Origin of the sequence: Lysobacter sp. FW306-1B-D06B, from assembly GCF_038446665.1 — a bacterium.
Classification (GTDB): Bacteria; Pseudomonadota; Gammaproteobacteria; order Xanthomonadales; family Xanthomonadaceae; genus Lysobacter_J.
Genome location: NZ_CP151802.1, coordinates 3,935,330 through 3,959,464, shown reverse-complemented (window position 1 = coordinate 3,959,464; position 24,135 = coordinate 3,935,330). Strand labels below are relative to the sequence as shown.

The 24,135-nt window shown below is 68.7% G+C and carries 18 protein-coding genes and 1 riboswitch; of the genes, 6 read left to right on the top strand and 12 right to left on the bottom strand.

Annotated elements, in window-relative coordinates:
• Position 1 precedes the first annotated feature (1 nt).
• A complete protein-coding gene (locus tag AAFF32_RS18355; RefSeq protein ID WP_342315964.1) occupies positions 2–1,108 on the bottom strand; it encodes a phytase in 1,107 nt (368 codons plus the stop codon).
• A 119-nt stretch (positions 1,109–1,227) separates the two neighbouring features.
• A riboswitch (SAM riboswitch) is annotated at positions 1,228–1,354 on the top strand.
• Between the two features lie 68 nt (positions 1,355–1,422).
• Between AAFF32_RS18355 and AAFF32_RS18350 the strand changes: the two genes are divergently transcribed.
• From AAFF32_RS18350 to AAFF32_RS18335, 4 genes are all read left to right on the top strand, one after another.
• Positions 1,423–2,487 (top strand): homoserine O-succinyltransferase, encoded by a 1,065-nt coding sequence (locus AAFF32_RS18350; RefSeq protein WP_216963587.1) that lies wholly within the window; start codon positions 1,423–1,425, stop codon positions 2,485–2,487.
• A complete protein-coding gene (locus AAFF32_RS18345; RefSeq protein ID WP_342315963.1) occupies positions 2,484–3,677 on the top strand; it encodes an O-succinylhomoserine (thiol)-lyase in 1,194 nt (397 codons plus the stop codon). The genes AAFF32_RS18350 and AAFF32_RS18345 overlap by 4 nt, the downstream gene beginning before the upstream one ends.
• Positions 3,674–4,762: a homoserine dehydrogenase gene (locus AAFF32_RS18340; protein ID WP_342315962.1), complete on the top strand. Its 1,089-nt coding sequence runs from the start codon at positions 3,674–3,676 to the stop codon at positions 4,760–4,762. The genes AAFF32_RS18345 and AAFF32_RS18340 overlap by 4 nt, the downstream gene beginning before the upstream one ends.
• Positions 4,763–5,214: 452 nt before the next feature.
• Positions 5,215–5,532, top strand: a complete 318-nt coding sequence (locus AAFF32_RS18335; protein ID WP_216963578.1) for a helix-turn-helix domain-containing protein — start codon at positions 5,215–5,217, stop codon at positions 5,530–5,532.
• Positions 5,533–5,647: 115 nt separating this feature from the next.
• On the opposite strand, the gene AAFF32_RS18330 is transcribed toward AAFF32_RS18335, so the two are convergent.
• The 8 genes from AAFF32_RS18330 to AAFF32_RS18295 all read right to left on the bottom strand — a co-directional run bounded on the left by AAFF32_RS18330 (position 5,648) and on the right by AAFF32_RS18295 (position 18,009).
• The gene (locus AAFF32_RS18330) at positions 5,648–7,660 is read right to left on the bottom strand and encodes a glycosyl hydrolase family 18 protein (protein ID WP_342317310.1); all 2,013 of its coding nucleotides are present in this window, start codon (positions 7,658–7,660) and stop codon (positions 5,648–5,650) included.
• A gap of 127 nt (positions 7,661–7,787) precedes the next feature.
• Positions 7,788–7,994, bottom strand: coding sequence for a hypothetical protein (locus AAFF32_RS18325; RefSeq protein WP_216963576.1), 207 nt, complete (start codon positions 7,992–7,994; stop codon positions 7,788–7,790).
• Between the two features lie 166 nt (positions 7,995–8,160).
• On the bottom strand, positions 8,161–9,435 hold the full coding sequence (locus AAFF32_RS18320) for a cytochrome c (RefSeq protein ID WP_216963574.1): 1,275 nt from the start codon (positions 9,433–9,435) through the stop codon (positions 8,161–8,163).
• On the bottom strand, positions 9,432–9,992 hold the full coding sequence (locus tag AAFF32_RS18315) for a (2Fe-2S)-binding protein (RefSeq protein WP_342315961.1): 561 nt from the start codon (positions 9,990–9,992) through the stop codon (positions 9,432–9,434). Before AAFF32_RS18315 ends, AAFF32_RS18320 begins: the two co-directional genes overlap by 4 nt.
• A complete protein-coding gene (locus tag AAFF32_RS18310; protein ID WP_342315960.1) occupies positions 9,989–12,820 on the bottom strand; it encodes a molybdopterin cofactor-binding domain-containing protein in 2,832 nt (943 codons plus the stop codon). Before AAFF32_RS18310 ends, AAFF32_RS18315 begins: the two co-directional genes overlap by 4 nt.
• A gap of 94 nt (positions 12,821–12,914) precedes the next feature.
• Positions 12,915–15,311: an EAL domain-containing protein gene (locus AAFF32_RS18305; protein WP_216963568.1), complete on the bottom strand. Its 2,397-nt coding sequence runs from the start codon at positions 15,309–15,311 to the stop codon at positions 12,915–12,917.
• 427 nt (positions 15,312–15,738) lie between these two features.
• Positions 15,739–16,026, bottom strand: a complete 288-nt coding sequence (locus AAFF32_RS18300) for a hypothetical protein (RefSeq protein ID WP_342315959.1) — start codon at positions 16,024–16,026, stop codon at positions 15,739–15,741.
• Positions 16,027–16,611: 585 nt separating this feature from the next.
• Entirely contained in the window at positions 16,612–18,009 is a 1,398-nt protein-coding gene (locus AAFF32_RS18295; RefSeq protein WP_216964297.1) for an L-serine ammonia-lyase, read from the bottom strand.
• Between the two features lie 115 nt (positions 18,010–18,124).
• Here AAFF32_RS18295 and AAFF32_RS18290 point away from each other — a divergent pair, with 115 nt between their 5' ends.
• Positions 18,125–18,370 (top strand): glutaredoxin family protein, encoded by a 246-nt coding sequence (locus AAFF32_RS18290; protein ID WP_342315958.1) that lies wholly within the window; start codon positions 18,125–18,127, stop codon positions 18,368–18,370.
• Positions 18,371–18,524: 154 nt separating this feature from the next.
• Here the strand turns inward: AAFF32_RS18290 and AAFF32_RS18285 are convergent, their stop codons facing one another.
• Genes AAFF32_RS18285 through AAFF32_RS18275 form a run of 3 tightly spaced genes read right to left on the bottom strand, consistent with a single transcriptional unit; the run spans position 18,525 to position 20,403 of the window.
• On the bottom strand, positions 18,525–19,079 hold the full coding sequence (locus AAFF32_RS18285; protein ID WP_216963562.1) for a YceI family protein: 555 nt from the start codon (positions 19,077–19,079) through the stop codon (positions 18,525–18,527).
• Positions 19,079–19,672 (bottom strand): cytochrome b, encoded by a 594-nt coding sequence (locus tag AAFF32_RS18280; RefSeq protein ID WP_216963560.1) that lies wholly within the window; start codon positions 19,670–19,672, stop codon positions 19,079–19,081. The genes AAFF32_RS18285 and AAFF32_RS18280 overlap by 1 nt, the downstream gene beginning before the upstream one ends.
• Positions 19,669–20,403, bottom strand: coding sequence for a YceI family protein (locus AAFF32_RS18275; protein ID WP_342315957.1), 735 nt, complete (start codon positions 20,401–20,403; stop codon positions 19,669–19,671). Before AAFF32_RS18275 ends, AAFF32_RS18280 begins: the two co-directional genes overlap by 4 nt.
• A gap of 225 nt (positions 20,404–20,628) precedes the next feature.
• Here AAFF32_RS18275 and AAFF32_RS18270 point away from each other — a divergent pair, with 225 nt between their 5' ends.
• Entirely contained in the window at positions 20,629–24,111 is a 3,483-nt protein-coding gene (locus AAFF32_RS18270; RefSeq protein ID WP_342315956.1) for an ATP-binding protein, read from the top strand.
• The last annotated feature ends 24 nt before the right edge of the window (positions 24,112–24,135 follow it).

Below are 24,135 nucleotides of genomic sequence, written 5' to 3'. Positions count from 1 at the left end.
ATCACGGTGCGCAGGTGGGCGAAAGCTGCAGAACGCGTGCGACCTCCGCCAGGTCGAACGCGGTGACCGACTTGTCGTCGTGCACCGCGAACAGCGCGCCGCTCGGGAAGGTCTTCGTCGAAGCCGCGTGCAACGCGACGCCGTCGGTGTGCGCGGTGGTCTCGCCCTCGAAGCTGCCGCGCGGTTCCAGCGTGGCACGGTCGAACAGGTGGAAGATCGTCAGCGGTGCGAGCTGGTCCACCGCGATCCAGTAGCCGCTGCCGTCGGCGCAGCTCCATAGCGCGACGCCCTCGGCTTCGGCACCGAAGCTGTCCTGCGGCAGGCTGCGGCCGGTGTACTTGCCGCTGAAGCTGTACTCGCGCAGCGTGGATTCGTGGCGGCGATCCTCGTCGGCGATCAGCAGCCGGTCGTTGCCCGGATCGCCCGCGATCGATTCGACCATGCGCAGCCCCGCTTCCTGCGTGGTGTCGCCGAAAGAGCCCGCGTAGGTCGAGCGCAGGCGCCCGGCCTGGTCGAACTGCACGCGGAAGCGGCGCACGCGCTGGTCGAGTTCCGCCAGCGGCGGCACTTCGTCGAATTTCTTGCCGTACATGAAGCTGTCGGTGATGTAGACCTCCAGCTCGCCCGGCTCGGTCTCGGTCAGCCAGATGCCGTACGGGCTGCGCAGTTGTTTGTCGCCGAAGCTGCCCACCGGCTTGAAATCGGGCAGGGACAACACCTGCACGCGGTGGTTGTCGCGCTCCACCACGAATGCGTAGTCGCCATAGACGGCGATGCCGTTGGGGCGATTGAACTCGCCGGGCTTGGCGCCCTCACCGCCGACGTCGCGCAGGCGCTGGCCGCTGTCGGCGTCGAACACGACCAGACGGTGCGTGGACTTGGCGGTGGCGATCAGCCACGTCGCGCCGTCCTCGGCGGTCCAGGTGGCCAGGGAGTCGAGCTCGTCCTGCGCGCTTTCGGGCGAGACGTAGCGCTCCAGCACCGTGCGCGGTTCGGGCGTGGCGACCTGTGCCGTGGCGGGCGGCGGCGCGACCGGGCGGGTGGTGGAGCAGGCGGTGATGAGGGTCGCCAGTGCGAGGGCGACGGAGACGGAAAGGCGGGGAGTCATGGAGCCGAAGTGTATGCAAGCCGCCTTCACATCGGGAGGCGGATACGTGACCGAAATAATAAATCGCTATATGCGGATGAAGCGATTGACACCGCCCCCGGACGGGGGCAGACTGCGGCCATCCATCGAGACCGGCAGAGGGACAGGCCCTTTGAAGCCGGGGCAACCCAACTCACGCAGCAATGCGGGGCGAAGGTGCCAATTCCTGCGACGAGGCGCTTTCCAGCGCCGGTCGGAAGATGGTTGCAACACGCACCCACGCGGTGCGTGTGCGACTCGCAGGCTCGATGGCCCCTTCGTTCAAGGATGCCGCCATGAGCTTCGCCCCCACCGCCCTCCAGTTCGATTCCGCCGCCGCCACGGTCGACCGCGTCGAAGTCCTCGATGCCATCGCCCACGCCGCTTCGCAGGTGCATGCCGTGCCTGCGCTGCGTGGCGAATGCACGGTCGAACTCGACCTTCGCCATGCCGGTCGCCGCACCGTCGCGCTGCGTTACGAAATCCTCGGTGACCGCACGCTGCCGGCGGTGTTCGTGGCCGGCGGGATCTCCGCGCACCGCCACCTCGCCGCGAGCGCCGCGTTCGCCGAGCAGGGCTGGTGGGAGCAGCAGGTCGGCACAGGCAAGGCGCTGGATCCGCGCGAGCAGTGCCTGGTGGCTTTCGATTGGCTCGGCGCCGACGGCACGCTCGACGCGCCGCTGGACCCGTCCGACCAGGCCGACGCGATCAGCGCGCTGCTCGACACGCTGCGCATCGCGCGCCTGCAGGCCTTCGTCGGCTGCTCCTACGGCGCGATGGTCGGCCTGCAGTTCGCCGCGCGCCACGGTGATCGCCTGGGCCAGCTCATCGCGATCAGCGGCGTGCATCGCGCCCATCCGTATGCAAGCGCCTGGCGCGCGCTGCAGCGCCGCGCCGTCGCGCTGGGCGCGCTGCAGTGCGACGAGACGCACGGCCTCGCGCTGGCGCGCCAGTTCGCGATCCTGAGCTACCGCACGCCGGAAGAGTTCGCCGCGCGCTTCGAAGCCGCGCAGGTGAGCGAAGGCCGCGTGCGCGTGGGGGCGGAGGATTACCTCGACCACTGCGGCGCTTCCTATGTGCAGCGCACTTCGCCCACCGCGTACCTGCGCCTGTCCGAATCCATCGACCTGCAGGACGTGGACCCGACCACCATCCGCCTGCCGGTGACCGTCGTCGCCGTCGCCGAGGATCGCCTGGTGCCGCTGTCGGACGCCTACGACCTGGTCGAACGCCTGCGCGGTGAAACGCGCCTGCGCGTGGTGCGTTCGTTGTACGGCCACGACGCCTTCCTGAAGGAGGAGGCCGAGATCGGCGCGATCCTCGGCGAAGCCCTCGACGACGTGCTGGAGGTGGCGGCATGAGCACCACGCGCAACCGCTGTACCGCCGCCGTCCGCGCCGGCATCGACCGCGATACTGCCTTCGGCGCGGTGACGCCTGCGATCGTGCTGTCGTCCAACTTCAGCTTCGCCGGCTTCAACGAGAAGCGGCAGTACGACTACACGCGCAGCGGCAACCCCACGCGCGACCTGCTCGGCGAAGCGCTGGCCGAACTGGAAGGCGGCGCCGGCGGCGTCGTCACCGCCACGGGCATGGGCGCCATCACGCTGCTGCTGCACGCGCTGCTCAAGCCGGGCGATCGCCTGGTGGTGCCGCACGACGGCTACGGCGGCAGCTGGCGCTTGTTCAATGCGCTGGCGAAGAAGGGCGCATTCGAACTCATCACCGCCGACCTCACCGACCCGCGCGCGCTGACCGAAGCGCTGGCGAGCAATCCGACGGTGGTGTGGATCGAAACGCCGTCCAACCCGCTGCTGCGCATCACCGATCTGCGCTTCGTGATCGAAGCCGCGCAGGCCAAGGGCGCGCTGACGGTGGTGGACAACACCTTCCTCTCACCCGCATTGCAGCAGCCGCTGGCGTTCGGCGCGGATTTCGTCGTGCACTCCACGACCAAGTACATCAACGGACACAGCGACGTCGTCGGCGGCGCGGTGGTCGCGCGCGATGCCGAACAGCACCAGCAGCTGGTGTGGTGGGCCAACGCGCTGGGCCTCACCGGCTCGCCGTTCGACAGCTTCCTCACCCTGCGCGGCCTGCGCACGCTCGACGCGCGCCTGCGCGTGCACCAGGAGAACACGCAGGCGCTGGTGTCGCTGCTGGACGCGCATCCGGCGGTGCTCACCGTGCATTACCCGGGACTGGAATCGCACCCCGGCCACGCGCTTGCGGCGCGCCAGCAGGAAGGTTTCGGCGCGATGTTGAGCGTGGAGCTGGACGGCGGCGTGGACGCCGTGCGCGCGTTCCTCGATGGGCTGCAGTGCTTCACGCTGGCCGAATCGTTGGGTGGCGTGGAAAGCCTGGTCGCGCATCCGGCGACGATGACGCACGCGGCGATGTCCGCCGAAGCGCGCGAGGCCGCCGGTATCGGCGATGGTCTGCTGCGCCTGTCGGTCGGCATCGAGCACGTGGACGATCTGGTGGCCGACATCGCCGCCGCGCTGGAACGCGCCGAGCAGGCCGTCGCGATCGCCGAGCGTGTGAAACGATGAGCCTGGCTGCGCTGGGCGTCGCGCGCGATCTCGCCGCGCAGCGCTCACCCGCGCGCGTCGCGCTGCTGGGCACCGGCACGGTCGGCAGCGCGGTGATGGCGCGACTGGCCTCCTGGCAGGGCGCGACGCTGGGCGAGCGCCTGGCGCTGGTGCATGTGGCCAACTCGCGCGTCGGCACGAGCGATCGTGCGGGCCTCGCACCGGATGAAGCCGCGCGGCGGCTGGCGCTCGCGCCGCAGGACAGTTCGCTCGAAGCCGTCGACGCCGTGTTGCGCGGCGACGGTCCGCGCGTGGTGATCGACGCGACGGCCAGCGAAGCCGTCGCCGAGCGTCACGCACACTGGCTCGCGCAGGGCATCCATGTCGCCACCGCATGCAAGATCGGGCAGGGCACAACGCTGCCGCGCTGGCGCGCGATCCGTGCGGCCGCCGGCATCGGCGGCGCGGGCTACGGCGACAGCGCGACCGTCGGCGCGGGACTGCCGCTGTTGCGCAGCCTGCGCGACTTGCAGGCCGGCGGCGATCGCATCCACTCCATCGCCGGTGTGCTGTCGGGCTCGCTGGCGTGGCTGTTCAATCACTACGACGGCATGCGGCCGTTCTCCGCGCTGGTGCGGCAGGCGCGCGATGCCGGCTACACCGAACCGGATCCGCGCGATGACCTCTCCGGTGAAGACGTGCGCCGCAAGCTGCTGATCCTCGCGCGCACGGCCGGCGTGGAGCTGGAGGCGGCGGACGTGCAGGTCGCCTCGCTGGTACCGCCGGAACTGGCGATCCTTTCGAAGGACGCCCTCGATGCGGCGCTCCCCGCCCTCGACGCGCCGCTGCGCGAGCGTTACGCACAGGCGTACAAGCGCGGCGAGCGGCTGCGTTTCATCGCGCGTTTGCAGGACGGACGCGCGAGCGTGGGGCTGGAATCGCTGCCGGCGGATCATCCGCTGGCGGGCGGGGCCGGCACCGACAATCGCGTGGCGATCTGGTCGGACCGCTATGCGGTGCAGCCGCTGGTGATCCAGGGGCCGGGTGCGGGGGCGGAGGTCACGGCGGCGGGGTTGCTGGACGATGTGCTGCGGATGACGCGCTGAGGGTGCACCCTCCCAGCCGTCATCCCGGCGAAGGCCGGGATCCAGGCTCGTTGTGTTTGGGCACTCCCTCTGTGGCAAACCATCCACCGTCATTCCCGCGAAGGCGGGGTCTTTTGGGCCGCCGCATGGCGGCACTCTCCAGGGACTTTTCACGCTTTACCTGTTGCGCTTGAGCAGCAACAGCAAAATGGATTCCAGCTTCCGCTGGAATGACGTGATGCGTCGGAAGGCATGGCAGCCTGGATCCCGGCCTTCGCCGGGATGACGTGAAGGATCGATGACGTGATGTAGCGGACTGCACGTATTGGGTCGCACATATCGACCTCCACATATCACCCCGCGCAACGCACTCCTGCCTCGCCCGTTCACGAACAAGCCAGACGTTTGGCCCATGCCCGCGCGCGGAAGGCTGGCTAGGATCGGTCGCAGCTTCAGGCTGCGGTGCGCCCTCGATGGATCGACCGACTACGCCCGAACCCCACACGCGCTGGCGCCTGGACGAGGCAGGCTGGTCGCTGTTGTGTCCCGATGGCCACGCGGTCGCGCTCACCCGCACCGAGCGCCGCGTGCTCGCCAGGCTGCTGCTCACGCCCGGGCAACTGGTGACGCGCGAGGACCTTGTCGTGTCGCTGACGGACGGCGAGTTCGACTCGCACCGGCTCGATTCGCTGGTGTATCGGCTGCGCCGCAAGGTCGCCGATGGGTGCGAGTTGCCGTTGCCGCTGGATGCCATCCACGGCGAGGGCTACGTGTTCGACGACACCCGCTGAGCGCAACGCGCCGCGCGGCGCATTGGGCGCGCTTCAGAAAAAAGGCGCCGATCCTGCGATCGGCGCCGAGGGGCAAACCCGTTGTCGGGTCTGGAGAGTGCGTTGTCCCGGCCGCTTACTTCAGGCCGTTGTTGATCGTGTTGACCAGCGTGCCGGCCGCGTCGTCGCCGCTGAATTCCCAGAAGAACGCGCCGCCGAGGTTCTGCGCCTTCACGTAGCTCATCTTCTCGGTGACCATCGCCGGCGTGTCGTAGCTCCAGAACGTGTTGCCGTCGTACTTCCACGTGGCGCGCGCGTTCGCGTCGGTGTAGATCGTGCCCGGGCGGTCCTTCAGGACCTTGTAGTCCTCGTTGCCCGCTTCATACGTGCCGGGCGCGGCGGAACCGGTCTGGTACAGGCCGTTGTTTACGTTGGCCACACCCGTCCAGCCGCGGCCGTAGAAGCCGATGCCGAGGTTGAGCTTGGACGCCGGCACACCGCGCGTCAGGAACGCTTCCATCGCATCGTTGCTGTTGTAGAACTTCTGGTCGCCCGTGCGCGGATCGTTGGGCGAGTCGAACAGCGGCGAGTGATGGTTGGTGCGCGAATCCCACGTGCCGTGGAAGTCGTACGTCATCACGTTGATGTAATCCAGGTACTGGCTGTACGTGCCCGGATCGGTGACGCGCACCTTGTCCACGCCCGCACCGGCAGCGATGGTCAGCAACAGGCCCGGGCGCACCGCGTTGAGCTGGCGGCGGAACTCGGCCAGCAGTGCGGTGAAGTTGGCGCTTTCCTCCGGCGTGCCGCAGGTCAGGCCGCAGGCGGACGGGTATTCCCAGTCCAGGTCGATGCCGTCGAACACGCCCGCCGCCGCCGCCGTGCCACCCGCACCGTCGGTGAGGGGCAGGTTGCCGCGGATGTAGGCGTCGATGCACGAGGACACGAACGCCACGCGGTTCTCCGGACGCGCCGCGCTGGCGAAACCGCGTGACCAGGTCCATCCGCCCAGCGAGATCAGCACCTTGAGGTTCGGATACTTCGCCTTGAGCTGCTTGAGCTGGTTCCAGTTGCCGCGCAGCGGCTGGTCCCAGGTGTCGGCCGCGCCGCTCACGCTTTCACCCGCGCCGAAGGCCTTGGTGTAGTCGGCGAATGCATCGCCGCCCACGCCGGTGGCTTCGTTGGTCGGCTGGACCACGCCCACTTCGCAGCGGTTGTTGCGCACGTTGCCGAAGGCATAGTTGATGTGCGTGATCTTCGACGCCGAACCGCTGGTGTCGATGTTCTTCACGCGGTAGTTGCGGGCGTAGATGCCCCACTGCGCGAAGTAGCCGATCACGCGCTTGTTGCCGCCACCGCCGCCTTCGAGCGTCTTGGCGCTGACCACGCCGCTCTGCGCCGAAGCGTTGGACGGATTGGCCGCATCGCGCGCACGCACGGTGTAGCTGTAGGTCGTGTTCGCCGCCAGGCCGGTGTTGGTGTAGCTGGTCGTGGTCGGCGAGGCGATCAGCGTGCCGCCGCGGTACACGTCGTAGCCGGCGACGCCCGCACCGCCGGCGTTGTCGGTCGAGGCGTTCCAGCTCAGCGCGATGCTGCTGGACGACAGCGCCGTCGCGGCCAGTCCCGTCGGCACGCTCGGTGGCGTGGTGTCGGTCGGCGGATTGACGGTGGTGACGGTGATCGTCGCCGCAGCCGTCGTCGTCGTGGCGCCCTGGTTGTCGGTGGCCTTCGCGGTGAAGCTGTGGCTGCCGGCGGTGGCATTACTCCACGTCACCGCGTACGGCGAGGTGGTGTCCACGCCCAGCGAGACCGTGCCCCTGAAGAACTCCACGCTCGCCACGCTGCCGTCGCTGTCGCTTGCATTGGCGGTGACGGCGATGCTGCTGCCGGCGTTGTAGCTGGCGCCGTTGCTGGGCGAGGTCAGCGTCACGCTCGGCGGCTGGTTGGTGCCGCCCGTGCCGCAGGCGCCCAGGTCCGTGTACCAGCCGCAGGTGGGACAGTGCGTCGGCGGCGCGTTCCAGATCTGGATGTTCGCCTGGTACAGGCGGTTCTGATACACCAGCTTGTCGCCGGGGTTGTAGATGGTGGACTGGTTCCACGCCGGTATCGCGGCGCAGGAAACCGTCTGCGCGTGCACCGTGGGAATCATGACCGTCAACGCCAACACCGTCGAAAGCGCCAACGCGACCGGTCTTGCGGCATTCCTGCTTGCGTCTTTCACGAGCTTCCCTCCCATTGACCGCCACACACATGCCGGACCCGGAACGGGCCGGCGCCTAGTCCTTGTCGGTGCTGCCGGAGCGGTGCGACGCGGGGCGTCGCACGCGGTGCGCGTGTCGAATGCGGCCGTACTGGCGGTTCGGATCCGACACGCTCACCTCCGGCGAGTAGGCGACCTGGGCCGACGGCTTCGTGCCGAGTGGGGAGGCCGGGTCGATGGGTGACAACGTTGTCAGCGTGATCGGCGTTAAACCGTGATCCATCCCGCAATTTCTGCCGACGCATCGGGCTTTGCCGACGGACGCGAACGCCGGTCACACCGATTAAGGCCGGGCATCACAGGGGTTTAACGAATGTCTTGCAGACATTCGAGCGGGCCGGATCGGACAGGCCGTATGTCGAGTGGACTCGCCCGGCTTGCCGCCGGCTTCAGTGCGAGTCCGCCTCGCGCAGCTCCCGCACCGCCGAGGCATCGACGACCGCGTCCTGCCCGCCGTAACGCTGGCGCATCCACGTGGCGAGCGACGCGATCTGTGCGTCGTCCAGTTCCTCGCCGAACGCCGGCATGTCCTGCATCCGCGCGATGCCGGGCAGGTCGTGCACGGGCAGGCCGTCGAGCATGGCGACGATGAGGTTGTGCGGATTGGCTTCGCGCACGCTGCTGTTGGCGCGAAGGTCGGGGGCGACGTTCGGCACGCCTTCGCCGTCGCGGCCGTGGCAGCCGGCGCAGAGGTCGAAGTAGGTGCGTCGCGCAGGCGCGTCGTCGGTCGCGGCCGCTACGGCGAACGGCGTCGGCGCGGGCGCGCGATCGCCGAGCAGGTAAGTGACGATCGCCTCGACATCGGCCGGTGCCAGCCGGCTCGTCGACAGGTTCACCACCTTGAGCATCTCGTCCGACGCCACCGCGCGCGGGCTCACGCCGGTGGACAGGTACTGGTGCAGCGTCGCCGCGTCCCAGCCGCGCGCGGCGAGGCCCGCGGGCGTGATGTCCGGCACGGCGAAGCGGCCGAAGTCGGCGTTGCCGTGCAGCGTGCGGTCGACCTTGAGCTGGCCGAGCACGCCGCGTGGCGTGTGGCATTCGCCGCAGTGGCCGAGCGTGTCGACGAGGTAGCGGCCGCGCTGCCATTGCGCGGAGTCGCCCTGCGATGAAGCCGGGATGTCGCGCCGCGCGAACAGCAGCTTCCAGCCGTGCAGGAAGGTGCGGATGTTCGCGGGGAAGTTCACGTCGTTGCGCGCGTTGGCCACGTTCACCGCGGGCCGGTTCATCAGGTACGCATACATCGCGTCGCTGTCCTCGCGCGCCATGCGGCGGTAGGACACGTACGGCATCGCCGGGTAGAGCGGATGGCCGTCGCGCGCCTTGCCCTTCGTCAACGCGTCGAAGAAATCATCGGCCGTGTAGCGGCCGATGCCGTGTTCGGGATCGGGCGTGATGTTGGTGCCGTGCAGCGTGCCGAACGCCGATGCCAGCGGCACGCCGCCGGCGAAGGGCGCGCCGTTGTCGGCGGTGTGGCAGGCGGCGCAATCGGCGGCGAGCACGAGAGTGCGGCCACGCTCGAGCTGTTCCGCGGTCGCGGCGGCCTTCTGCACCGGGCCGCGCGAATGCCACCAGCGCGACACCGCCGTCGCTGCGGCGATCAACAGCACGGCGAGCACGATCAGCGCGAGCAACTTGAGCGCCACATGCGCGAAGGACCGGTTCATGGCGCGTCCTCCCGCACCAGGCCGGGCGTCTTCAACACCAGTTCCTTCACCGCCTCGAAGTAGCGCACGTAACCCGTGCAACGGCACAGGTGCGGGTCGAGCGCTTCCAGGATCGTCGCCTCCACGCGCGCCTTCGCCACCGGCGCCTTCGCCAGCTTCTCCAGCAAGACCGTCGCCGCGTTGACGAAGCCGGGCGTGCAATAGCCGCACTGGAAGCTGAAGTGATCGAGGAAGGTTTGCTGCACCGGCGAGAGTTCCACGATGCGACCGGACTCATCGCGTCGCGCATGGCCTTCAACGGTGCGGATAGGCTTGTCGGCGAAGTAGTGCGCGCCGGTGATGCAACTGCGCATCTCGCGCGTGCCGTGCGCGTCGTCGACGATCACCGTGCACGCGCGGCATTCGCCCTGCCCGCAGGCGAAACGCGTGCCGGTGAGGCCGAGGTACTCGTGCAGGACATCGACCAGCATCATGTCCTCGGGCACGTCGATCGGCCCGTGCGAACGGCCGTTGACCTTCAGCGTGAGCGGGCGCGTGCGGGCGGGGAGGGTGCTCATGTCGCCTGCTCCAGTGCGGCGCGCACCTTCTCCGGCGTGACCGGGAGTTCGCGGAAACGATGGCCCGTCGCATGCGCGAGGGCGTTCACGATGGCGGGGACGACGGCGATCATCACCACTTCGGCCATGCCCTTGGGCGGGTCGGTGTCCGACAGCGGCGGCAGCACCTCGCCGCTCTGCGACCAGACGGCGACGTCGCGCGCGCGCGGCAGCGTGTAGCGGTTGAAGTTCCAGGTGCCGTTGCCGGGGCCGTCCTCGTACAACGGCAGGTATTCGTGCAGCGCGTGGCCGATGCCCATCGCCAGCCCGCCCTGCAACTGGCCGGAAACCAGCTGCGGCACGATCGCGTTGCCGCACTCCAGAACCGAATGGTGGTTGAGCAGTTCGACGCGGCCGTTGCCGGTGTCCACGGCGACCTCGGCGAGGGTGCCGATCGCGCTGTAGTACACGACGCCGGCGTTGTTGCGCTGCGTGGGCGGGTAGTGCGCGCGCGTGCGTTCGATCATGCGATAGCCGTTGGCGGTGGGGGTGCCCTTGCCGGCGCCGCTGCCGTCGCCCCAGCGCAGCGCGATGCCGTCCAGCGGCAGTCGCGCGTCGTCGCCGTCGAGCGGGAACTCCGCCTCCGCCCACTGCCAGCGATTGAACGTGTGCACGATCGCGCCCGTCGCCAGGCCCATCTCGTAAGCCGTGGTCACCAGCGACGCCAGCGGCAGCGGCGTCATGCCGCCGGCGGTGAGCTTGCCGTCGATCCAGCGTGCGTCTTCGCGACGCACGATGAGCGGCGCGAGCTGGCCGCCGCCGAACCCGCGTCCCCAGATCGCCAATGCCGCCGGCCACAGCCCCTGCGTGAACAGCAGTCGCGCCGCTTCGCGCGTGGCATGGCTGAAGAAGTAAGCGGAATTGCTCGCGCTGCTCGGGCTGACGCGGTTGGGCGTCCAGCGCGGATCGCCGACGTGGCGGTCCTGTTCGGCCTGCGCCATCAGCCACGGGTCGCCGGTTTCGATCATCGGCAGTTCGGGCCACTCGCTCTCGCCCGTGCGGACTTCGTCGGCCGGCCGGCCGAGCCAGCCAATGCACACCGCCGCCTGGCTCGTCGCCATGCCGGTGCCCATTTCAACGCCGATGTGGCGCAGCAGCAGGCGGCCGTCCTTCGACAGGGACACTTCGGCGAATGCGGCTTCTGCGCCCGTTCCGAAATCCTTCTGCACGCAACCGAAGCCCACGCCGTAGCGACGACCCGGATGGGCGGCCTCGAAGTCCTTCTTGCGCTGTTCGCGCTCCGTCCACAGCGGATGCGCGCGGCAGCGTGCGAGCACTTCGTCGGCACGCTGCGCGCCGCCGGGAATCGCGCCCTGCGTGTTCTTCATCCCCGAGGTGAAGACGTTGCGCTGGCGAAGTTCGATCGGATCCACGCCCAGCTGCGAGGCGATCTCGTCGACCATCATCTCGGTCGCGCCCATGCTCTGGAGCGTGCCGTAGCCGCGTGCCGATCCTGCATCGAGCGCGCGCGAAGAGATCACCGTGCTCGCCAGGTCGCTGCGCGGGAAGTAGTAGATCGACTGCGCCGCCGTCGCCGCGACCAGGCACACCGATGGCGAGAAGTTCTGGCGCCCGCCGCCGTCGCCGGTCATGTCGGCCTGGAACACCTGGAACTTGCCGCTCGCGCGGTCCACCGACATGCGATAGCGCATGCGGAAGCTGTGGCGCTTGAGGCTGGTCTGGAACTGCTCGTAGCGATCGTTCGCCAGCCGCACCGGCCGGCCGTCGCCGTACAGGCCGGCCATCAATGCAATGAACGGAAACGGGTTGTGATCCTTGGAGCCGTAACCGACGGTGTAGCAGGGATGCAGCACGAGGTTGCGCACGCCAAGGCGGCTGTCGGCCAGCATCCGCGCGCCGGCCGCGGCCACTTCCTGCGGCGACTGCGTGGCGCTGACCAGGTGCAGCGTCGCGGTGGCCGCATCGAACCAGGCGTTGCCGTTGTCGGGTTCCAGCGCGGCGGTGTCGATGGATTGCGAGAAGTACTCACGCTCCAGCACCAGCGTGGCGTCGGAAGGATTCGACAGTTCTTCGGCCATGCGCGCGGCGAACGCGGCGCCCTGCGCGTCCAGCGCGCCGTTCGGGTTGGCCTGCGGCCACAGCGGGCGCTTGCGATCGAAGCCGGAAGGAAACAGCGGCGTGTCCTTCAGGCTCGAATACGCGTCGCCATCGAACGCCGTCGCGCCGCCGACGCGCACGTAGCGGAACGCCGCCCACGGCGGGCGATCCAGCGGCCCGGTCTGCGCGCCCCAGCGGACGATGTCGTCGCGGAAGCGCAGCGCGTTCTTGGCGGCGCGGAAACGCGCGAAGTCGTGCCACACCAGCAGCGCCACCGCGTGGCCGAGGTAGGCGGGCGTGCTGCCTTCCGGCAGCAGCATGTCCTGCCCGTAGAACGCGGGGAATGCCACGCCATCGCGTTGCAAGTCGGCGGCGGTGACGATGCGGTCGGGCTTGAGCGCATCGCCGAGCACCGACAGGTCGACGCCGGCATACACGCGGTCGGCGCGCGTGGCGCGCAGCAGCATCGCGTGCGATTGCGTGTCCGGCCAGCCGGGCAGGTCGCGCCCGCGCATGTCGAAGCTGAAGACCTTCTCGCCGGTGACCTTGGCCGTGGCATCGGTGCGGTAGCGGATCGTGCCGTTGCGCGCGTCCCAGGGCAGGGGCCGCAGGCGCTCGCGTTCGAACAACGCCGCCAGCGCGGCGCTTCCCGGCGCGGCGATGTAGACGCCGATGCCGGCGATCACGCTGCTCTTGAGGAAATCCCTGCGACTCAGGCGGGGGGCTGGCATGGGCGGGCGCTCCGGCGGGCGTGGCCGGATGGTACGCGCGGGGGTGCGCAGGCGGGATGAGGGCTCGGCCCCATTCCGCCGCCATCCAGTCGCGTCAGGCCGGCACGGGGCGAGGCATGCGCCGCTCGAACTCCGCCGCCGACATCGGCGCGCCGAACAGGAAGCCCTGCACAAGCGCGCAGTCCACCCCCAACAGCGGCGCGACCTGCGCCTCGCGCTCCACGCCCTCGGCGACGACCTGCATGCCCAGGTTGCGGCCCAGTTCGCACACCGCACGCACGATCGCCAGCCCCTGCGGGTCGCGGTCGATCTGGTCGGTGAAGCTGCGGTCGATCTTGAGCTTGCGCAGCGGGAAGTCGCGCAGGTGGCTCAGGCTGGAATAGCCGGTGCCGAAGTCGTCCAGCGCCATCGCCACGCCCAGTTCGGACAGCGCGACCATCGTGGCGATGCTGGATTGCGGGTCGTGCATGATCTGGCGCTCGGTGATCTCCAGCTCCAGGCTGTCGGCCGGAAAGCCGTGGCGGCGCAGCACGCGGTCGACCGCGTTGCGCAGGCGGGACGCGTCGCGGAACTGCGCGCTGGAGACGTTCACCGCCAGTCGCAGCGGCGGCAGCCCGTTCGCGCGCCACGCGGCGGACTGGCGCACGGCTTCTTCCAGCACCCATTCGCCGAGCGATTCGATCAGACCGTGTTCTTCGGCCACCGGAATGAACGTGGACGGCGTGATGCGGCCGTGGCGCGGATGATCCCAGTACACCAGCGCTTCGGCGCCGATGATGCGGCGCGTGCGCAGTTCGATCATCGGCTGGTAGAGCAGCACCAGCTGCCCCAGCTCCTGCGCGTTGCGCAGTTCGTTGAGCATGGCGAAGCGGCGCGTCACCGAGGCTTCCATGTCGGGCAGGAAGCGCAGGTGCACGTTCTTGCCGGCGCCCTTGGCCTGGTACATCGCGATGTCGGCGCGCTTGAGCAACTGGTCGTGATCGCGGCCGTGCTCGGGATGGCGCACGCTGCCCAGGCTCAGCGTGACGCCGAGCTGCTCGCCTTCCATCCACATCGGCACGGCGACGCGGCGGATCAGTTCTTCGGCGATGCCCGCATCGCGCGTGGGCGAGCCGCTGGGCAGCAGGACGATGAATTCGTCGCCACCGAAGCGGAACACCTCGCCGCGCTCGCCGACGCCTTCGCGAAGACGGTGCGCGATCTGCGCCAGCACGCGGTCACCGGCGCTGTGGCCTAGCGAATCGTTGATCTCCTTGAAACCGTCCAGGTCGGCGAAGATCAGGCCGAAGCCGTCGGTGCCGGCGCTGGCGAGCGCCTGTTCCATGCGCAGTTCGAACTTGCTGCGGTTCGGCAGGCCGGTAAGCGTGTCGAAATAGGCCAGGCGCGCGATGCGCTCCTCGGCCTGCTTGCGCTCGGTGAGGTCCATGATCGAGGCCACCACGACGCGCCGGCCCTGGACGACGAGCGGGCTCAGGCCGAATTCGACCGGGATTTCGCTGCCATCGCGACGCAGGCAGTGCAGCTCGTGCTCGCCGCCGCTCACATGCAGCTTGCGCTGCACCTGCAGGAAGCGCGCGCGTTCGTCCGGGCAACGGGGCACCAGGCGCGAGGGGATCAGCACCTCGATCGGGCGGCCGGCCAGCTCGCCGCGCGTGTAGCCGAGCAGGCGCTCGGCTTCCACGTTCGCCAGCGAAATGCGGCCGTTGGCTTCCACGATGATCATCGCGCCGGGCGCGCCGTCGACGAGCGCGCGGAAGCGCTGCTCGCTGGCATGCAGGTCGCGCTGCGAGCCGATGGTGATGGCCGCCAGGTAGAGCAGGGCGATGCTGACGATCACCAGGCTCAGTTGTTCGCCCGGGACAGCGCCCGGCGATGTCAGGCAGAACGTGCCCGGCCCCACCTGCAGTGCTGCCATGCCCGTGTAATGCGTGCCGCACACGCCCAGCGCCATCAACGCGGCGGCACCGACCTGCACGCCGAAGCTGGGTTCGTTGCCGATCCACGAAAAGCGCGTCAGCAGGTGCAGCGCGACCAGCGACACCGCAAGGGCGACGACGATCGAGGCGATCACCCAGAACGGCGAGTACAGCGCGCCGGGGCTGAAGGTGATCGAGGCCATGCCCAGGTAATGCATGCTGACGATGCCCATCGCCATGAACGCGGCGGCGAGCAGCAATTGCGCGAAGCTGCGCCGGCGCGTGCCGGCCACGTACAGCGCCAGCACGCACGACAGCACGGCGGCGACCAGCGACACGACGGTCATGCGCACGTCGTAGTACATCGGCACGGGCAAGCGGAAGGCCAGCATGCCGGTGAAATGCATCGACCAGATGCCCAGCCCGAAGGCGGCGCCGCCGGCCCACACCCACACCGGCATGGTGCGTCCGGACGCACTGCGTACGCGGCCTGCCAGTTGGACCGCGACGAAGGCCGCGAACCACGCGATGAGAAACGACAGGACGATCGCCCTGAAGTCGTAAGTACCCTGCATGCCGCTCCCCTCCCCAGAGAAGCAGACCTATGGTCTCAATGACCATCGGCAGCGGCCGGGAAAACTTTAGGGGGGATTTCGCACTTTCGTCTGATGGGATCTGGCGAGTGGTGCGGGCGGTGGGTTGGGCGCGGTGGGCGGTAGGGCGGGGCTTGGGAGGGCGCGTGTGGGGGCGCCGCTCGGCACTGTCCGTCATCTTGGCGAAGGCCGGGACCCAAGCCCGTAGCGCACGGGCACTCCCTGTGCGGCGACCCACCGTCATCCCGGCGAAGGCCGGGATCCAGGCCCGCAGCGCGCGGGCACTCCGATGACGGCAAACCTTGTCACCGTCATTCCAGCGAAAGCTGGAATCCATTTTGATTTGGCTTTCTCAGGCTTCTCAAAGAAGGAGCAATAGCAAAGCTTCCGATCGGCTACGCCGCTCGGGTCACTTTTCTTTGCTTGCCCAAAGAAAAGTAACCAAAAGAAAGGGCAGTGGGCCCAGATCAATCCCACGACCGGACAGCGCAAGGGCGCGTTCGCGATTCGCCATCCATGGCTCAGCGCTCACCGCCGCACATCCATGTGCGGCGCCCTTCGGGGCTAGTGACCTGAAAGGCTGTTCGATTGCAACAGCAACAGCAACAGAAATATCAGCAGCAAAAGCAACAGCCACCGTCACCGTCACCGTCACCGCCACCGCCACCGCCACCGCCACCGCCACCGCCACCGCCACCTACCCTCACCGTCATCCCGGCGAAGGCCGGGATCCAGGGCCTCAACGTGCGGGCACTCCCTGCGCGGCAAACCACGTCACCGTCATTCCCGCGTAGGCGGGAATCCAGGGACGTTCCACGCTTTCCCCGTTGGCTATCAACAGCAAGATGGATTCCAGCCTTCGCTGGAATGACGTGAGATGGCGGAAGGCGTGACAGCCTGGATCCCGGCCTTCGCCGGGATGACGTTGCTCGTCATTCCCACGAAGGCGGGGGCTTTTGGGCCGCCGCATGGCGGCACTCTCCAGGGTCTTTTCACGCTTGCCCGCTGCCTATGAACAGCAACAGCAAAATGGATTCCAGCTTTCGCTGGAATGACGAGAGGTGTCGGAAGGCTGTGACAGCCTGGATCCCGGCCTTCGCCGGGATGACGTGATACTCCGGATGACGTGATGTTTCGGACGGCGTGACGCATCGAACGGCATGATGTTCTTCCTGGACGGCATGAAGTCCCGATCCCCGCCACCTTCCGCCGCCAAGACGAACCCACAAACAAAACGGGCCGCTGACGCGGCCCGGATCGCATCATTGCACGCACCGAATCCTCAGCACTCGATGACGTTAACCGCCAACCCGCCGCGCGAGGTTTCCTTGTACTTGTCCTGCATGTCGCGGCCGGTGTCGCGCATGGTCTTGATGACCTTGTCGAGCGAGACCTTGTGCTTGCCGTCGCCGCGCATCGCCATGCGGCTGGCGTTGATGGCCTTCACCGCGCCCATCGCATTGCGTTCGATGCACGGGATCTGCACCAGGCCGCCGATCGGGTCGCAGGTCAGGCCCAGGTTGTGTTCCATGCCGATTTCCGCGGCATTCTCGATCTGGCTCGACGTGCCGCCGATGGCCGCCGTCAAACCTGCCGCGGCCATCGAACAGGCCACGCCGACTTCGCCCTGGCAGCCCACTTCCGCGCCGGAAATGCTGGCGTTTTCCTTGTAGAGGATGCCCACCGCCGCGGCCGTCAGCAGGAACGTGCGCACGCCCTGGATGTTCGCGCCCGGGCAGAAGCGATCGTAGTAATGAAGCACCGAGGGAATGATGCCCGCCGCGCCATTGGTCGGCGCCGTGACGACACGGCCACCTGCGGCGTTCTCTTCGTTCACCGCCAGTGCGTAGAGGTTGACCCAATCCAGCGTGGTGAGCGGATCGCGCATCGCCGCTTCCGGACGCGACGACAGTTCCGAATGCAGCGCGGGCGCGCGACGCGACACATGCAGGCCGCCGGGCAACGTGCCCTTCTCGCGGATGCCGCGCGCCACGCAGGCCTGCATCGCATTCCAGATTTCGTCCAGGCCCGCGTCGATCTGCTCCGGCGTGCGCCACACCTGCTCGTTGGCGTACATCAGTTGGGCGATGCTCAAACCGCTGTCGCGGCTGCGCGCGAGCAGTTCGTCGCCGGAGTGGAACGGGTAGGGCAGGTCGGTGGTGTCGGCGACGATGCGGTCTTCGGCCGCTTCGTCCTGGTTCACCACGAAGCCGCCGCCGACGGAGTAGTAATCGCGCGTGGCGATCACGCCGCCGTCCGCGTCGAACGCGGTGAAGCGCATGCCGTTGGTGTGGAACGGCAGCTTCTGGCGCTTGTTCATGATGAGGTCGTGCTTCTCGTCGAAGCCGATCTCGTGGCGGTCGAACAGGCGGATGCGCTTGCTCGCGCGAATGCGTTCCAGCGCGGCCGGAATGAGGTCCGGGTCGATTTCGTTGGGCAGGTGGCCTTCCAGGCCCATCAGCACGGCCTTGTCGGTGCCGTGGCCGCGGCCGGTGAGGGCGAGCGAGCCGAACACTTCGGCGCGAACGCGCGCGGTGCGCGCCAGTTCGCTGCCGTTGCCGTCGCCGCCTTCCAGCAGCCAGCGCTGCACGAAGCGCGCGGCGGCGCGCATCGGGCCGACGGTGTGGGAGGAGCTCGGCCCGATGCCGATCTTGAAGAGGTCGAAACTGCTGACGGCCACGTACTGCTCCGGGATGAGGACCGCGCGCACGACGTGGGCGGCGGGAATCCCGTTATTCTACGCGCCCCGCGGGCCCCACCCCGCCATACCGTGCCGGATTGCGATGCATGACGCCGTGCCTGCCGTAGCGCCCGCCCTGACGCTGTTCCAGCGTGACGACTGCCATCTGTGCGATCTGGCGCTGGAAGTGCTGGCGCAGGCGCGCGTGCCGGACTTCGAGAGCGTCTTCATCGACGACGACGACGGGCTGGAGGCGCGCTATGGCGTGCGGGTGCCGGTGCTGCGCGATGAGACGCGCGGGACGGAGCTGGACTGGCCGTTCGATGCGGAGCGGCTGGCGGCGTTCCTGATGGGCGATTGAGTCGGTTCAACACTTGATCGCGCGGGCCCGCGGTGACAGCCTGGATTCCGGCATTCGCCGGGATGACGGTTGGAGCGAGCCCGCCGCCGGTGCGATGCGCGCAAACGCGAACGGAGCCTTTCGGCTCCGTTCAGGCGAAACCTGCGGGCAGGCGCTACTTCGCTGGCGCGAACACCACCTTCGTGCTCACCGCCACTTCGTTCGGAATGAGCGCCGTGTCGGCCCAGTCGCCGCCGCCGACGCCGAAATCCAGGCGCTTCACGGTCGCCTTGCCGGTGAGCACCGGCTGCGCGCCGGGCGTCCAGGTGAACGTCAGCGTCACCGGCTTGCTCGCGCCGCGCAGGGTCAGCGTGCCGTCGGCGGCGTACTGGTTCCCGCCCAGGCTGCGGAACTTCGTCGCCGTGTAGCGCGCCTGCGGGAACTTGGCGATGGCGAAGAAATCATCGCCGCGCAATGCGTCGTCGCGATCGCTGTTGGCGGTGGTGGTGCCGGCCAGCGGGATCACCACGTCCAGCTTGGAGGTCGCCAGCTTCGCCGGGTCGAAACTCAGCTTCGTGGTGAAGCTGGGGAACTTGCCGGTGAAGGTTTCGCCTTCGTACTTCGTGGCGAACGTCAGCGACGAACCACCGGCCTGCACGTAGTCGGCGGCGAAGGCGGGGAAAGCGAACGCGGCGAGCGCGGTCGCGAACAGGACGGGCTTGATCGACATCAATGGATCTCCGAAGCGGGGGGCAGGTCGGCGGGGGCGGGCGCGCGACGACGCGGCAGCATGCGCGTGAGCGTGACGTCGTGCTGGAAAAGGTGGTGGTAGAACGCGGCGGCAGCATGCACGGCGACCAGCGCGATCAGCGCCCAGAACAGCCATTCGTGCGTGTCGCGCATCAGCGGCGCGAGCTCCTGGCTGGGATCGGCGAGCTTGGGCACCTTGAACTGCCAGAACCAGCGCAGCGGGCGCAGGCCGCTCAGCGAGTCGTACAGCCAGCCCGACAACGGCACGGCAAAGGTGAGCGCGTACAGCAGCCAGTGCGTGATCGAAGCGGCGCGTTCCTGCCAGCGCGGCGTGCCTTCCACCGGGCGCGGCGCCCCGGCGACCAGGCGCCACAGCAAGCGCAGCGTCACCAGTGCGAGCACGCTCAGGCCGAAGGATTTGTGCAGGTCGTACACCCAGAAATAACGCGGCGATTTCGGCAGCTCGACCATCACCAGGCCGACCACGCCCAGGCACAGGATCAGCAGCACGATCAGCCAGTGCAGGAACTGGCTGACGGAGCCCCAGCGTTCGGCGGAATTTCTCAGCATCATGGTGTGGGCTCGGGTTCGGTCGTGGGGTCGGTCGACGGTTCCGGTGCATCCTGCGATGGCATCGCCTCGGGCTGCGGCGATGGCGACTCGTCCTGCGCGCCATTGCGCGCGCGTTCGGCCTCGGCTTCGATGCGCAGTTCCACCGTGTCGCCGATGACGTTCTTCCATGCGTTCATGCCGAAGTCCGCGCGGTTGAGCGTGGTCGTCGCGGAGAAACCCGCGGTTCGGTGGAACGGCGGCAGCGGATGCCGCTTGAGCGCATTGAGCGTGACGTCCAGGCACACCGGCTTGGTCACGCCGCGCAGGGTGAGATCGCCGCAGACCTTGGCGTGGTCCGCATCGGACGGCTCCACCGAGGTGGAGACGAAATGCGCTTCGGGATGCCGTTTCGTGTCGAGCAGGTTGGCCGCGCGAACGGCGTCGTTCCACTTCGCATCGCCCATGTCCAGGCGCTCCAGCGGCACGCGCACGTCGAGCTTTGCGCTGCGCCAGTCCTCGCGGTCGAACACCAGCGTGCCCGTGCTGCCCGACACCGTGCCCATGGCCTGGGAGAAGCCCGCATGGCTGATCGCGAACAGCACGCGCGTGTGTACGGGATCGAGCGAATACGTCTGCGCTTGCGCGGCGTGCGCGGCCGGTATCGCGGCGGCGGCCACGATGGCCAGCAGTAACCCGGTGCGCGCCGTGCCGGCCGGCCAGACGGGGCGGACGGGCTTGCGGCTTGCGGACATGCGGCGCTCCCGTGTTGACGATGGGCGGGATTCTAGGCGCAGACGGGTGAACGGGGCGGGCGATCGGTGTAACGAACCGTTGCGCTGAGGAAGCTTCGCATGAAATCGCCTTGCCGAGCGTCGGGGTGATCGCTCAGCGTAACGGGCATGAAAAGTACGTCGTGGTGGCGCAGGACCGGATGGATCCTGCTGTTGTGGGCTTCATGGATGATCGATGCGGGGGCCATGTCCACGGTGCCGCGACTGCGTCAATTGACGATCGATGACGGACTGCCTTCCAGTCGGATCCACGGCATCGCCGAGGACCGCACCGGCACCCTGTGGATCGCCACCGGGGACGGGCTGGCCAGTTACGACGGAACGGGCTTTCGCGTGTGGCAGGCGGAAGATGGTCTGCGCGACAACCTGCTGTGGGCCGTGCACGTCGATGCGCGCAACCGCGTGTGGGTGGGGACCGATCGGGCCGGACTGGCGATGCTCGACGTCGACCGCACGCACTTCCGTTTCTACGATCGCAGCAACACGCCATCGATGGGCAGCGATCGCGTGTGGTCCATCGTCTCGACGCCGGACGGCGCCTTGTGGTTCGGCACCTCGCCCGGCGGACTGCATCGCCTGGATGTGCGGGGGCGCGTCGACCGGTTCATGCCCGCCGCCCGTGATGCGGGCAGCCTGCCGGGCGCGGAAGTCGGCCAGCTTGCGGTCAGCGCGAAGGGCGAGCTGTGGGTCGGAACGCTGAGCGGCGCGGCGCGATGGACGGGCACGCGTTTCGAACGCGTTCCCGCCACGGCGTTGAAGTCGCCGCACCTCAACGGACTGACGGTGGAGCCCGACGGCACCGTGTGGTTCGGCACCGACGAAGGCGTTTCCGTGCGCCATCCCGACGGGACCTACGGCCCGGCACCGACGCAGGATCCTGCGATCCTGCAGCTGCTGTTGCGCGACCGCAGCGGCCTGCGCTGGTTCGACATCCTCAAGGGACTGGGTTTCGAGAACGGCGGAAAGGCCGAGGTGGCTCCGTTGTACAGCCAGGCCTCGCACGGGCTGGTGCGGCCGTCGTGGGTCAGCGCGTTCGAAGATCACGAAGGCGGCCTGTGGTTCGTCAGCTACACGCACGGCCTGTGGTATCTCAATCCGGACTGGCGCCAGTTCGCGGTGTTGACGCGTCGCGTCGGTGATCGCACGACGATGGCGAACGCCCAGGTCAACGGGATCGCGCCCACGGCCGACGGCGGCATGTGGCTGGTGGGCAACGGCGGTTCGCTGGATCGTCTGGATCCCGACACGGGCCACATCCGTCATGTCATCGACGACGACCAGCGCGTGAGCGGCGGCCTGAGCTGGCAGCACGTTCTGCAGGACCGTCGCGGCCAGGTGTGGGTCACCTTCGCTGGCGGCGTGGCACGGATCGATCCGCGCAGCGGGCGCTACGTGCGCTGGCTGTCGAACGATGCGCGCGCGCCGATCCTGGGTTCCCTCAACATTCCCGTGGAAACGCCGGACGGACGCATCTGGCTGATCGACGAACAAGGCTCCGCGCAGGCGCGCGATTACGACGGACGCATCCTTGAGTCTCTGCCGGCCGGCAGTGACGGCGGTTTGCCGCGCGAGATGAGCGTCGCGCAGACCGCGCCGGGGCCGGACGGGGCGCTTTGGGTGGCGGGCTCGCAGGGATTGTTCGCGTGGAATGCGCTGCTGCATCGCTTCGAGCCGGTGCCCGGTGTGGATCGGCGCGAGACGCATGCTTTCGCGTGGAAGGGCAACGACGTCTGGTTGGCCCGCTTCGGCGCGTTGCAGCCCTATCGATGGCAAGGGCCGGGACTGATCCCGCTGCCAGGCGGTGTGGACACGCGCCATGGCATGCCGTTGATCGCGGCCGAGGGCATCGTGATCGACGCCGAAGGGATCCTGTGGGTCACCAGCATGCGCGGCCTGATACGCGCCGATCCCGCGCGCCAACGCGTGCGGGTCTACGGCGTGCGCGATGGCCTGCCGAGCCAGGAACTCGCCGAGGCACCCGTTGCGCGCGGTTCCGACGGTTTGATTCTGGTCGGAACACCGGAAGGGCTGGTGATGTTCCAACCCCGGCAGGTGCGGCCGAACGATAACGAGCCGCGCCTCGCGCTCGATACGATCGAAGTGCATCGCGACGGCCGGCGCGTGCGCTTCGATGCGGGCGTGCCGTTCCGCCTGCGCCACGACGATCGCGATCTGCGCATCGTGGCCCGGCTGCTCTCGTTCAACGACGCGCGCCATCATCTGTACCGCTCGCGGCTGGTCGGTTTCGACACCGAATGGGTGAACAACGGCGCGTCGGGAGAGCGCGTGTTCTCGCAGCTTCCACCGGGCCGTTACCGTCTGGAATTCCAGGCACGCGGCGCGGACCAGGTGTGGTCGCAGCCGCAGTCGGTGTCGTTCGCGGTGTCGCCGCCGTGGTGGCAGACGTGGACGGCGACGGCGGGATTCGCGGGATTGGCGTTGCTGGTGGGTTGGTGGACGGCGGATGTGTACCGCCGGCGCCTGAAGCGTCGCCATGCCTGGCAGTGGTCGGAACACGAACGCGAAGTCGCCGAGCAGGCGTCGCTGGCCAAGACGCGTTTCCTCGCCACGCTGGGCCACGAAGTGCGCACGCCGATGACCGGCGTGCTGGGCATGAGCGAGTTGCTGATGGACACGCCGCTGGATCAGCAGCAACGCGGTTACGTCGATTCGATCCGCCGCGCCGGCCGCCATCTGCTGCGCCTGGTCAACGACGCGCTCGACCTGGCGCGCATCGAGTCGGGCCGCCTGGAACTGGCCGACGCACCGTTCGACCTGCGCACGGTCGTGGACGAAGCCGCCACGCTGATGGCGCCGCTGGCACGACAGCGCGGGCTGTCGTTCCTGATCACGGTCGATCCGGACGCGCCGCGCGGCCTGCGCGGCGATGTGAATCGCGTGTGCCAGATCCTGCTGAATTTGCTGGCGAACGCGATCAAGTTCACCGAGCAGGGATCGGTGTCGCTGCGGGTGTCGGCGTTGTCGCCGCAGGGCGTGCGGTTCGAGATCGCCGACACCGGCCCGGGCCTGAGCGAGGAGCAGCAGGCGCGGCTGTTCCGCCGGTTCGAACAGGCCGAGGGCGCACGCACGGCGGCGCGTTACGGCGGCAGCGGCCTGGGCCTGGCGATCTGCCAGGAACTCACGGCGGAGATGGGCGGCACGATCGGAGTGGAGAGTGCGCCGGGCGAAGGCGCGCGGTTCCTGGTCGAACTGCCGTTGCCGTCGGTGGCGGCGCCGGACGCGCACGACGGCGCCGAAGCGCTGCTGGCCGCGCGCGGCGGGCCGCTGTCGCTGCTGCTGGTGGAAGACGATCCGACGGTGGCGGAGGTGATCTGCGGCCTGCTGCGTGTGCAGGGCCATCGCGTGGTGCACGTCGCGCACGCGCTGGCGGCGCTGGCGGAGGCGACGACGGGCGGGTTCGATGCGGCGCTGCTGGACCTGGACCTGCCGGGGATGGACGGCTTCGCGCTGGCGCAACAGTTGCGCCTGCAGGGCTTCACGCGCCCGCTGCTGGCGATCACCGCGCGTGCGGATGCGGAGGTGGAACCGCAGGCGACGGCCGCGGGATTCCAGGGCTTCCTGCGCAAGCCGGTGACGGGCGGGATGCTGGCGGGGTTGCTGGCGAGCGTGCCGGGGCGTCAGGCCCTCACCCCAGCCCCTCTCCCGTAAACGGGAGAGGGGCCAAGTACGAGA

Coding starts and splice junctions, on each gene's coding strand:
- AAFF32_RS18355 (WP_342315964.1), bottom strand. CDS start 1,108: ATGACTCCCCGCCTTTCCGTCTCCGTCGCCCTCGCACTGGCGACCCTC.
- AAFF32_RS18350 (WP_216963587.1), top strand. CDS start 1,423: ATGAGCTTCGCCCCCACCGCCCTCCAGTTCGATTCCGCCGCCGCCACG.
- AAFF32_RS18345 (WP_342315963.1), top strand. CDS start 2,484: ATGAGCACCACGCGCAACCGCTGTACCGCCGCCGTCCGCGCCGGCATC.
- AAFF32_RS18340 (WP_342315962.1), top strand. CDS start 3,674: ATGAGCCTGGCTGCGCTGGGCGTCGCGCGCGATCTCGCCGCGCAGCGC.
- AAFF32_RS18335 (WP_216963578.1), top strand. CDS start 5,215: ATGGATCGACCGACTACGCCCGAACCCCACACGCGCTGGCGCCTGGAC.
- AAFF32_RS18330 (WP_342317310.1), bottom strand. CDS start 7,660: ATGATTCCCACGGTGCACGCGCAGACGGTTTCCTGCGCCGCGATACCG.
- AAFF32_RS18325 (WP_216963576.1), bottom strand. CDS start 7,994: ATGGATCACGGTTTAACGCCGATCACGCTGACAACGTTGTCACCCATC.
- AAFF32_RS18320 (WP_216963574.1), bottom strand. CDS start 9,435: ATGAACCGGTCCTTCGCGCATGTGGCGCTCAAGTTGCTCGCGCTGATC.
- AAFF32_RS18315 (WP_342315961.1), bottom strand. CDS start 9,992: ATGAGCACCCTCCCCGCCCGCACGCGCCCGCTCACGCTGAAGGTCAAC.
- AAFF32_RS18310 (WP_342315960.1), bottom strand. CDS start 12,820: ATGCCAGCCCCCCGCCTGAGTCGCAGGGATTTCCTCAAGAGCAGCGTG.
- AAFF32_RS18305 (WP_216963568.1), bottom strand. CDS start 15,311: ATGCAGGGTACTTACGACTTCAGGGCGATCGTCCTGTCGTTTCTCATC.
- AAFF32_RS18285 (WP_216963562.1), bottom strand. CDS start 19,079: ATGTCGATCAAGCCCGTCCTGTTCGCGACCGCGCTCGCCGCGTTCGCT.
- AAFF32_RS18280 (WP_216963560.1), bottom strand. CDS start 19,672: ATGATGCTGAGAAATTCCGCCGAACGCTGGGGCTCCGTCAGCCAGTTC.
- AAFF32_RS18275 (WP_342315957.1), bottom strand. CDS start 20,403: ATGTCCGCAAGCCGCAAGCCCGTCCGCCCCGTCTGGCCGGCCGGCACG.
- AAFF32_RS18270 (WP_342315956.1), top strand. CDS start 20,629: ATGTCCACGGTGCCGCGACTGCGTCAATTGACGATCGATGACGGACTG.